The sequence below is a fragment of the Microbacterium canaveralium genome (assembly GCF_047238045.1).
Classification (GTDB): domain Bacteria; phylum Actinomycetota; class Actinomycetes; order Actinomycetales; family Microbacteriaceae; genus Microbacterium.
On record NZ_JBDFMA010000003.1, the window covers coordinates 487,257 to 498,244 of the forward strand.

Sequence of the window (10,988 nt, forward strand, 5' to 3'; positions counted from 1 at the left end):
CGCGCGGAGATCAGACGACGTTCGCCGTCTCGGCCGGCAGCAGCAGCGCGGGAGCCGGTGCGGCCTCGCGTCCCTCAAAGGGCACCGGCTGGCACACGAGGTAGTAGTCGCCGGCCTCGGTCTCGGCGAGGTTCGCGTTCTCGAGGATCACGACGCCGGCGTTGCAGAGGATCACGTGCGTGGGCCACTCGACGGTGTGGTCCGGAGCCTCCATCGTCATGTAGTCGTTCGCGGCGAAGACGACGCCGTGGTCGACGAGCCACTGTGCACCGGAGGGGCCGAGCCCCACCCACGTGGGGCTCTTCTCGTTGCGGGTGAGGGCGTCGGTGGAGTTGCGGGTCTTAAACAGCACGCGCGTCGCGCCTTCCGCTCCGGCGGCGATCAGGTCGTCGGCCGTGATCTCCTTCTCGACGTGGCGCAGGTCGAGCACCCGCGCCGGGCCGACGGTGTGGGTGAGGGGCAGGGAGTCCACGGTGGTCCCGCCGGGCACGAAGTGGCTCGGGGCGTCGACGTGGGTGCCGGTGTGGGCTCCGATGAGCCAGCGCGACACTTCGCTGGGGTTGGTGTCGGAGATATCCTCCACCATCTCGTACGTCGGTCGGCGGCCCCAGTGCAGCATCTCGGGGTGGACGGGAATGCTCAGATCGATGATGGTCACGCGCAGCACCTTAGCGTCTGGGATCCGATAAATGCATCTTTGGATCCAACATTAGGCCGGTACCTCGACGCTCTCCTTCTCCGACGCCTCGCGCTCTGCCGTCAGGTCGGCGAGCACGGCCGCCTCGCGGTCGAGCTCGGGCGTCCGACGCGGGACCACGAAGGCGAGCGCGACGTACGTGCCGAACCCGACGACGGCCGAGACGAGCGTCGCCCATCCGTCGAAATCCGCGCCGATGAGGTCGTTGGGAATGTAAAGGATGTCGTTCGGCACGCCGTAGAGCGTCGGCGTGAGGGCGAGGAGCACCATTCGCACGACGAACCCGACGGCCATCGCGCCCAGGGCGGCCACGGCACCGGGACGCTTCCAGAACACCCCGATGACGAACGGCGCCGCGAGGCACGCGAGCATCAGGTCGAAGGCGAGGGTGAGCAGGATGCCGGTCTGGCTCACGCGGATCGCGAGGAAGGCGCCCGCGACGACGAACGGGACCATCGCCAGACGCGTCCAGCGCAGCAGCGGGTCGGGACCCGTGCCGGTGTGGCGGCGGACGGTGAAGACGTTGCGGACCGCGATCGCCGACGTCGCGAGCATCGCGCCCGAGGCCGTCGAGAAGGACGCCGCGACGATGCCCGAGAGCACGAGGATCGCGATGATCGGCGGGGCGTAGTCGCCGAGGAGCTGGTACAGCACCGGGCCGTTCTCGACCGAGAGTCCGAGCGTCGACGAGACGCTGAGGGCGACGATCGCGAAGACCGAGCCAATCGCGGCGGTGAGCCCGGCGGCGATGAAGCACGAGCGCTGCGCGACGGACGGGCTCTTCGCACCGAAGATGCGCTGCATGAAGTCGATCGCCACGATGTCGCCGATGGCGAGAGAGATGAGCGTCGCCCAGTTGATCGGCGCGCCGGCGGCGGGGTCGCTGAGCTGCTGGAGGTCGAACGGTCCCATACCCTCGGGGATCACGATGCCGTACGACACCGCGACCCACACCAGCAGGACGATGGCGGCGATGACGGTGATCGTCGTCTGGATCGCCGCGGTGTAGGCATCCGAGAACAAGCCGCCGGCGACGGTGTACGCGAGGACGAGGACGACGGCGAGCACGACGCCCCAGGCGTAGGGGATGTTCGCGAAGCGCTCGAGCAGGAATCCGCACGCGACGAGGTTGCCCGCGAGCAGGAACGTGAACGACACGATCATGAGCACGGATGCCAGCAACTCCACCGGGCGTCCGTAGCGCAGGCGGAAGAAGTCGCCAAGGGTGAACAGCTTCATGGCGTTCATGCGCTTGGCGAGGAACAGGCCGGTCAACAGCAGGCAGACGGCCAGGCCGATGGCGAGCGACGCCCCGGACCAGAAGCCGAACTGCGACGTGAGGTCGGTGTTGCCGACCGTCGCGTTGGCGTCGACGGCGGCAGCGGTGAGGCTGACGGCGACGAGCGGCACGCCGAGGCGCCGCCCGGCGACGAGGTAGTTCGCACTGTCGCCGTCGACCTTGCGCGCGACGACGATGCCGACGACGAGGATGAGGACGACGCTGAGCGCGACTCCGAAGATGATCATGGTGGGCTCCCGGCGATGAGGGGCGGTTCGGGTTTCTGTTGCTTGACAGAAAGAATCCGCGCACCGCGGTCCCCCGTGGTTTCGCCCGTGTAAAAGGCGCGTGAAATCGCCCGCGGCGCCCCGCCTCCGGCATCCCGGTCGGCCGCTCCGCGGCGTCCTGAACCCGCGTGGCCGTTCCGCGTGGTTCTGAATCCGCGAGACTTCATCGCGCCGACAACTCCCGTGCAGCCTGCAAGGGAGATGTCAGCGCGATGAAGTCTCGCGGGCAATCAGGGCCGCAACCGGAGCAGGGCCGGAACCGGAGCAGAACCCGGACCCGGAACGGGATGCCGGGTCAGCCCAACGCCGCGAGCACCGCGGGGCCCAGCGCGGCCGCGCGCTCGCGCGTGGCGGCATCCAGGTCGAGGACGCGTAGCGCGGCGGCGGCGATGGTCGTGGCATCCAGGGGTGCCGTCTGCCCGCCCTTGCGCTGCAGGATCACGCTCTCGACCAGCGCCAGCACGAGCGCCGCGCCCGCCGACGCCCGAGGAGCGTCGAGACCGCACGCGGCCACCAGCGTGCGGTAGGTCGTTTCGAGCTCGCTCCGGCGCTCGCGGAACGGCTGGAACGCCGCGTCCGACACCTCCGGCAGCAGGTACAGCCCGCCGGTGTTGTGCGGCGCCTCGGCGAGGAGCGTGACGTCCGAGACGCACAGGGCCCAGAGGCGCGCGGCGGGCTCCTCGTCGCGCGCGAGCAGGTGAGCGGCGACGTCGAGCGAGGGCTGCACGGTGTCGAGGAGGAGCGCGAGCAGGATGTCCTGCTTGCGCGCGAAATGGTGGTAGAGCGTCGCCTGCCGGATGCCGGCGGCTTCGGCGATCGCGTGCGTGCTGGCCGAGGCGTACCCGCGGGTGCCGAAGAGGGCGGCCGCGGCGGCGAGAACGTCCGCTCGCGTGCCGAGTCCGGTGGGGGAGGAGCCGGACGCCCGGGGTCGTCCCGTTCTCGTCGGCGCCATGCCCCCACCGTACCCGGGGTGGTGTGTAACGCCGTCGAAACGCACGCCTGTTCTAATACCTGTCAGCCGACAGAAAGGGATGCCCATGGAAGGTCGTGTCGACGCACTCGGAGACGTGCAGCGGGCCCGGGACGACGCGCGGGCGCGTGCCGCCCGGTCGGAATGGATGCCGTATCTGCCGCCCTCCATGGCGCCCTTCGCGCCCGACGGGGTTGCCGCGGAAGACCTGCGCTGGGCCGAGACGGTGGCCCCCGGCGGGTACACGCACCTGCGCGTGGCCCGGGGCACGCGCCTGCGGTTCACCGACCCGACGGGTGACGCGTGCGCCACCGTGCTCCTGTTCAACGCCGTCGAGCCCGGCGAGCGGCTCAATGTCGCTGACACGCAGAAGATCCCGTGGCAGGCGTACCTCGGCGAGGGGCACCCGCTGCTCTCCGGCGACGGCCGTGTCCTCGCCACGATCGCCGCCGACACATCGGGCCGCCACGATGCCTTCTGCGGCACGACGAGCGACGCGTTCGCGATCGAGCGCTACGGAGACGCCGCGCCCGAGGGCCCGTCGCCCTCGGGCCACGGCCTGCTGCGTCTCGCCGCGAGCAAGCACGGCCTGACCGTGCGCGACCTGCCCCCGTCCGTGTCGTTCTTCCAGGGTGTGCGCGCGAACCCCGAGGGCGACCTCGAGTGGCTCGGCTCCGCCGGTCCGGGGGCTTTCGTCGAACTGGTCGCGGAGCTGCCGTTGATCGTGCTGGTGGCCAACGTCCCGCACCCCCTCGACCCGCGCGAGGACTACGTCGTCGGGCCGCTCCAGGTCACCGCGTGGGCGTCTCGACCGACGGGCGAGGGAGATGCCGTGTTCTCCCTCACCCCGGAGCGCGAAGGCGCGTACCGCAACACCATCACCTACGCCGCCCTGGCCGGGCTCTGAGGAGGAGACGCGATGATCACCACCGTTCCCGAACGTCCCGTCCACGCCGACGGTGTGCCCCTCGACTGGTCCGAGCCCTTTGTCGCCGGCGAGATCGTGCTCGACGAGCGGGTCGCGCCCCGCGCGCCGTGGTCGGGCATCGTCCGTGCCGGCGACGTCCTGACGATCGTCGACGTGGGCGGCAACCAGTCCGCCGACTTCCTCGTCTACGCGGCCGACGACACCGATGAGCGCTACAGCGCCGCCGACACGATCGCGTGGCAGCGCAACGTCTACGTCCGCACCGGCACGGTGCTGCGCAGCAACCTCGGTCGCCCACTCATGACGGTGGTCGGCAACGAGGTCGACCGGCAGGACACGATCGGCGGCGCCTGCTCCAAGGAGTCGAACACCCTCCGCTACGGCCACCACACCCTGTACCAGCACGGATGCCGCGAGAACTTCCTCGCCGAGGCGGCGCGCTACGGTCTCGGCGCCCGCGACCTCGTCTCGAACCTCAACTGGTTCATGAACGTGCCGGTCGAGGAGGACGGGTCGCTCGGCATCGTCGACGGCATGTCCGCGCCGGGCAAGCGCGTGGCCCTCCGTGCCGAACGCGACGTACTCGTGATCGTTTCGAACTGCCCACAGATGAACAACCCGTGCAACGACTTCAGCTGCACGCCGCTGCGCATGGTGGTGACGCGCCCGTGAGCTCGTTCGACACGCTCCTGGTCGCCAACCGCGGCGAGATCGCCCGCCGCATCCTTCGCTCGGCGCGCGAGCGGGGCCTGCGCACGGTCGCGGTGTTCTCCGACGCCGACCGCGCCGCCCCGCACGTCCGCGAGGCCGACGAGGCCGTGCGACTCGGACCCGCCCCCGCCGCGGAGTCGTACTTGCGCATCGACGCGATCCTCGAAGCCGCCCGCGCGACGGGCGCCGGCGCGGTCCACCCGGGCTACGGCTTCCTCGCCGAGAACGCGGACGCGGCGCGCGCTGTCGAGGCGGCGGGGCTCGCGTGGGTCGGTCCCACGCCCGAGCAGCTCGAGGCCTTCGGTCTGAAGCACCGCGCGCGGGCACTCGCCGAGGCCGCGGGCGTGCCGCTTCTCCCCGGCACCGGCGTGCTCGAGTCCGTCGACGAGGCCGAGTCCGCGGCATCCGTCATCGGATACCCCGTGATGCTCAAGGCGACCGGTGGCGGCGGCGGAATCGGGATGCGCGTGTGCGCGGATGCCACCGAGCTCCGCGCCGCGTACGACGCGGTGGTCCGCCAGGCCGAGGCGAGCTTCGGGACGCCCGGGGTGTTCCTGGAGAAGTTCGTGCGGCCCGCCCGCCACGTCGAGGTGCAGCTCTTCGGCGACGGCGCGGGGCGCGTCGCGGTCCTCGGCGACCGCGACTGCTCGCTGCAGCGCCGCAACCAGAAGGTCGTCGAGGAGGCTCCTGCGCCGGGGCTCCCCGACGCGGTCCGCGCGGAACTCCACCGCACCGCGGCCGCACTGGCATCCGGCATCCGGTACCGCTCCGCCGGGACCGCCGAGTTCGTCTACGACCCCGTCGCCGAGCGCGCCTACTTCCTCGAGGTCAACGCGCGCCTGCAGGTCGAGCACCCGGTCACCGAGGCGGTGTTCGGCGTCGACCTGGTCGGCCTCATGCTCGACCTCGCCGGTGGCGGCCCCGCCGCGCTCCCGGACGAGCTGTTCGCCGAGGCCCGCGAACCCCGCGGGCACGCCGTCGAGGCGCGCATCTACGCCGAAGACCCCGATCGCGGCAACACGCCCTCCACCGGACTCGTCACCGCCGTGCGCCTGCCCGAGGGCGACGGCATCCGGGTCGACTCCTGGGTCGAGGCCGGCAGCGAGGTGTCACCGTTCTACGATCCGCTGCTGGGCAAGGTCATCGCCCACGGCACCGACCGCGACGCGGCCCTCGACCGGCTCTCCGCCGCGCTCGCCGACACGCGCATCGACGGCATCGTCACCGGCGCCGGGATGATCCGCGAGATCGTGAACGACCCGCGGGTCCGCGCCGTCGCGCACGACACCGGGACCCTCGACGACGCGCGCGACCCCGACCCGCGCATCGACGTCGTGGATGCCGGCATGCTCACGACCGTGCAGGACCTCCCCGGACGCGTCGGGTACTGGCAGGTCGGCGTCCCGCCGTCCGGGCCGATGGATGCCGTGTCCTTCCGCGAGGCGAACCTCGCGGTGGGCAACCCGGAGGGCGCCCCGGGCCTGGAGATCACGCTCACCGGTCCGACGCTGCGGTTCAGCGTGGCGTCGGTCGTCGCCGTGACGGGAGCCCCGGTCGAGGTCGAGCTCGACGGCGAGGCGGTGCCGCAGTGGGAGCCGATCGAGGTTCCCCCGGGCGGCGTGCTGCGGATCGGCACAGCCGAGGGCCCGGGCATGCGCGTGTTCCTCGCCGTCCGCGGCGGCATCGACGTGCCCGCGTACCTCGGGAGCGCGTCGACCTTCACGCTCGGCGGCTTCGGCGGGCACGGCGGCCGCGCGCTCGTCACCGGCGACGTCCTGCGTCCGGGCGACGCCGCGGAGGCGGCCCCCGCTCCGACGCCGTCGGACCGCCGCCCCCACCTCGACTCGACGTGGGTGCTGGCCGTGACCGAGGGGCCGCACGGTGCCCCGGAGTTCTTCACGCGTGCCGACATCGACGCCCTGTACGCCGCGGAGTACCGCGTGCAGGTCAACTCCGCGCGCACCGGCGTGCGGCTCACCGGCCCGAAGCCGACGTGGGCGCGCACCGACGGGGGCGAGGCGGGCCTGCACCCCTCGAACATCCACGACACGCCCTATGCGGTCGGTGCGCTCGACTTCACCGGCGACACCCCCGTGCTCCTCGGCCCCGACGGGCCGAGCCTCGGCGGGTTCGTGTGCCCGGTGGTCGTGGCATCCGGTGATCTGTGGAAGCTCGGGCAGCTGCGTCCGGGCGACGTCGTGCGGTTCGCGCCCGTGCGCGAGGCCGACGCGGCGACGCTCGACCCGGCGGTCGCCGCCCCCGCGCTCGTCGGCACAGGTGACGGCGACGACGGCGTGATCGCGGTGCGTGACGCCGAGGTCGAGGGGGAGCGCGTTCTCCGCCCGCGGACGACGTATCGCCGCGACGGCGACGACAACGTCCTCGTCGAGTTCGGCGACCAGGTGCTCGACCTGGGCCTGCGGATGCGTGTGCACGCGCTGCAGACGCGGCTCGCGGAGGAAGCCCCGAGAGGCATCCTCGACGTCACTCCCGGCATCCGGTCTCTTCAGGTGCACACGGATGCCTCGGTGCTGCGCGCGTCGCAGCTCGTCGGGCTTCTCCGCGAGCTCGACGACGATCTGCCGCCCACGTCCGAGCTCGTCGTGCCCTCGCGCGAGGTGCGCCTGCCGCTGTCGTGGGACGACCCCGCGACGCGACTCGCGATCGAGCGGTACATGGCGGGCGTCCGCGACGACGCGCCCTGGACGCCGTGGAACATCGAGTTCATCCGCCGCATCAACGGCCTCGACAGCGTCGACGACGTCTACCGCACGGTGTTCGACGCGCAGTACCTCGTGATGGGGCTCGGCGACGTGTACCTCGGCGCACCCGTCGCGACGCCGCTGGACCCGCGCCACCGCCTCGTGACGACGAAGTACAACCCGGCGCGGACGTGGACGGCCGAGAACTCGGTCGGCATCGGCGGCGCCTACCTGTGCATCTACGGCATGGAGGGCCCCGGCGGGTACCAGTTCGTCGGGCGGACGGTGCAGATCTGGAACCGTTTCCGCCGCGGCGGGCTGTTCGCCGAGAACCCGTGGGCGCTGCGCTTCTTCGACCGCATCCGCTGGTACCCGGTCTCGGCCGAGGAGCTGCTCGACCTTCGGGCGGACGTGGATGCCGGGCGGGGGGACTTCGAGACCGTCGAGGGCGAGTTCGCCCTGGCGGAGTACGAGCGGTTCCTCGCCGACGAGGCACCGGGGATCGAGGCGTTCCGTGAGCGCCAGCGCCGCGCCTTCGACGAGGAGCGCGAGCGGTGGCGGGCCAGCGGCGAGTTCGACCGGGTCGACGAGGCGGCCGCGGCGGCCCCGGCGGCCGGCCGCGAGCTGCCGCCCGGCACGGTCGGAGTGACCGCGCCGTTCGCGGCCGCGGTGTGGAGAGTGGATGCTACCGAGGGAGCATCGGTGCAGAAGGAGCAGAAGATGATCGTGCTGGAGGCGATGAAGATGGAGACCCCGATCGGGTCGCCGGTGACGGGGACCGTCGCCGAGGTGTTCGTGCGACCGGGCGAGACGGTCGCCGCCGGTCAGCTGCTGGCCGCCGTGGCGGTGGCCCCGTGAGCGCCGTCGAGCGGGTCCGCGCCGCCTACGCCCGGATGCGCGAGGTCGACCGCCCCGAGGTCTGGATCACCGTGCGCGGCGAGGACGACGCCCTCGCCGACGCCGCCGAGGTCGACCTCGGCGTGGCGGCGGGGGAGCGACTCCCGCTGGCCGGGGTGGTCGTCGCCGTCAAGGACAACATCGACGTCGAGGGGATGCCGACCACCGCCGGGAGCCGCGCGTACGCCTACCGCCCCGAGCGCGACGCCACCTCCGTCGCACGACTGCGTGCCGCGGGGGCCGTGGTGATCGGCAAGACGAATCTCGACCAGTTCGCCACCGGTCTCGTGGGCACCCGCAGCCCCTTCGGGGCCGTGCGCAACGCGTGGGATCCGACGCGGATCTCGGGCGGGTCCAGCTCGGGCTCGGCGGTCGCCGTCGCGCTGGGGATCGTCGACCTCGCGCTCGGGACCGACACGGCCGGCTCCGGCCGCGTGCCCGCGGCGCTCAACGGGATCGTGGGCGTGAAGCCCACCGTGGGTCTGGTGCCCGCCACGGGCGTCGTGCCCGCGTGCCGCACCCTCGACTGCGTGACCGTGTTCGCCCGCGACCTGGGGTCCGCCCGCGCCGCCGCCGAGCTGATGGCCGGCCCGGACGGGATCGACCCGCTCGGCCGCGAGGATCGGCCCGCGCCGCCGCTCGACGCGCGCCCGCGGGTCGCCGTGCCGACCGCCGAGCACCTCGAGGGCCTCGCCGACGGCTGGGCGGAGGCGTTCGCGGGCGTCGTCGCCGCGCTCGCCGCGTCGGGCGTCGAGATCGTCGAGGTCGACATCGCCCCGCTCCTGGAGGCCGCATCCCTCCTCTACGGCGGAGCGTTCGTCGCCGAGCGGACGGCAGCCGTGGGCGATTTCATCGCCGCGCACCCCGAGCTCGTCGGCACCGACCTCGACCCGACGGTGGCGTCGATCGTCCTCGGCGGCGCCGACGCCCGCGCGGCGGACTACTTCCGCGACCGCGAGCGCCTCGACCGCCTCGGAGCGGAGGGACTGCGCCGACTCGAAGGCACGGTCGCCCTGCTCACGCCCACGACCACGTGGCATCCGACCCTCGACGAGGTCGCGGCCGACCCGCTCGGAGCCAACAGCCGCATGGGTCGGTACACGAACTTCGCCAACCTGCTCGACCGCAGCGCTCTCGCCGTCCCGGCCGGGGTCGTCGGGGGCCGAGCGTTCGGGGTCATGCTGACGGGTGCGCCCTTCGCCGACCGGACGCTCGCGCAGCTCGCGGAGCGCATTCAGGCACCCGCCGTCGACCTCCTCGTCGTGGGCGCGCACCTGCGCGGGCAGCCGCTCAACCACCAGCTCGTCGCCGCGGGCGGCACGTTCGTGGCGGAGGTCGAGACCTCCGCGGACTATCGGCTCTTCGCGCTCGACACCGTTCCACCCAAGCCCGGCCTGGCCCGTACGACCGAGGGCGGCGCGGCGATCGCGGGAGAGGTGTGGCGTCTGCCGGCCGCGGGCTTCGGACGATTCGTCGCCGACCTACCTGCTCCCATGGGGATCGGGTCGGCGGTCCTCGCCGACGGGTCGAACGTCGCGGGCTTCCTGTGCGAGGCCGTCGCGCTCGAGGGCGCGACCGACATCACCGGCTACGGCGGGTGGCGCGCCTACCGGGCGGCCGTGTCGTGAGCGCGACCTCGACGGTCGTCGACCACGCGACGCTGCCGCCGCTGCGGCTGAGCGGTCGTCCGCGGCGCCTGGTGCCGATGGTGGTCGGCTTCGAGGCGATCCCGGAGGCGGTGTCGCTGCACGGCGGCAGCACCTTCCGGCACCTCATGGAGCCGGTGACCGCGGTGGCCGTCGTGTTCGACGAGGGGTGGGTGATCGTCGACGGCGGGTTCGATCCGGCCCGCATCCGCGACCGCGCCACCCGCACGGCATCCTTCGACTACGAGAACTACACGCCGATCGTCCCGCCCGGCGACCCGCTGGTGGACCAGATCGCCGAGGCCGGGCTCGACCTCGCCGACCTGGCCGCGGCGCTGCTCACCCACGCGCACTTCGACCACACCGGGGCCGCGCGCCTGCTCGCCGCCGACCAGCCCCTGCTCCTGCAGCGACGGGAGTGGCAGCACGTCCGCGAGACCACCGACCCGCGGGGGAACTTCCTGTTCCGCGCCGACCTCGACAGGGACGGCCTCACCCTCGGCCTGCTCCACGGCGATACGCCGCTCGCGGAGGGTCTCACCGCGATCGACACCTCCGGCCACACGCCCGGGCACCAGTCGTTCGTCGTGGAGCTGCCCGAGCGCACCGTGGTCCTCGCCGGCGACGCCGCCGACCTGCTCGACAACGTCGAGCGCGAGGTCCGGTGCGGTTCGACGGTCGGGACCGACGGCCCCGCCGCCGCCGACCGCGCGATCTCCCGCCTCGCGGCCCTGCATCGCCGCCCGTCCTCCGAGGTCTGGCCCGCCCACGACCCCGACTTCCCGGTCTGGTCCGCCCTGGTCCGCTCCCGCTGACCCCTCTTTCGTGGGCGTGAGTCGCCAAGATTTGTCGCCTCGGACGGCTCCGAAGC

8 protein-coding genes are annotated in these 10,988 nt (G+C 72.7%); 5 read left to right on the forward strand and 3 right to left on the reverse strand.

Going from position 1 to position 10,988, the window contains the following annotated elements; translation table 11 throughout:
• Positions 1 to 10 precede the first annotated feature (10 nt).
• From ABC271_RS03245 to ABC271_RS03255, 3 genes are all read right to left on the reverse strand, one after another.
• A complete protein-coding gene (locus tag ABC271_RS03245; protein WP_412923482.1) occupies positions 11 to 658 on the reverse strand; it encodes a cyclase family protein in 648 nt (215 codons plus the stop codon).
• 51 nt (positions 659 to 709) lie between these two features.
• On the reverse strand, positions 710 to 2,224 hold the full coding sequence (locus ABC271_RS03250) for a high affinity choline transporter 1 (protein WP_412923483.1): 1,515 nt from the start codon (positions 2,222 to 2,224) through the stop codon (positions 710 to 712).
• Between the two features lie 334 nt (positions 2,225 to 2,558).
• On the reverse strand, positions 2,559 to 3,215 hold the full coding sequence (locus ABC271_RS03255; RefSeq protein ID WP_412923484.1) for a TetR/AcrR family transcriptional regulator: 657 nt from the start codon (positions 3,213 to 3,215) through the stop codon (positions 2,559 to 2,561).
• 85 nt (positions 3,216 to 3,300) lie between these two features.
• Here ABC271_RS03255 and ABC271_RS03260 point away from each other — a divergent pair, with 85 nt between their 5' ends.
• Genes ABC271_RS03260 through ABC271_RS03280 form a run of 5 tightly spaced genes read left to right on the forward strand, consistent with a single transcriptional unit; the run spans position 3,301 to position 10,932 of the window.
• Positions 3,301 to 4,140 (forward strand): urea amidolyase associated protein UAAP1, encoded by an 840-nt coding sequence (locus tag ABC271_RS03260; RefSeq protein ID WP_412923485.1) that lies wholly within the window; start codon positions 3,301 to 3,303, stop codon positions 4,138 to 4,140.
• A 12-nt stretch (positions 4,141 to 4,152) separates the two neighbouring features.
• Positions 4,153 to 4,833, forward strand: a complete 681-nt coding sequence (locus ABC271_RS03265; RefSeq protein ID WP_412923486.1) for an urea amidolyase associated protein UAAP2 — start codon at positions 4,153 to 4,155, stop codon at positions 4,831 to 4,833.
• Complete coding sequence (gene uca / locus ABC271_RS03270) at positions 4,830 to 8,432, forward strand: urea carboxylase (RefSeq protein WP_412926094.1); 3,603 nt, start codon at positions 4,830 to 4,832, stop codon at positions 8,430 to 8,432. The genes ABC271_RS03265 and uca overlap by 4 nt, the downstream gene beginning before the upstream one ends.
• Positions 8,429 to 10,099, forward strand: coding sequence for an allophanate hydrolase (locus ABC271_RS03275; RefSeq protein WP_412923487.1), 1,671 nt, complete (start codon positions 8,429 to 8,431; stop codon positions 10,097 to 10,099). The genes uca and ABC271_RS03275 overlap by 4 nt, the downstream gene beginning before the upstream one ends.
• Positions 10,096 to 10,932 carry an MBL fold metallo-hydrolase gene (locus ABC271_RS03280; RefSeq protein WP_412923488.1) on the forward strand — a complete coding sequence of 279 codons (837 nt, stop codon included), beginning with the start codon at positions 10,096 to 10,098 and terminating at the stop codon, positions 10,930 to 10,932. Before ABC271_RS03275 ends, ABC271_RS03280 begins: the two co-directional genes overlap by 4 nt.
• The last annotated feature ends 56 nt before the right edge of the window (positions 10,933 to 10,988 follow it).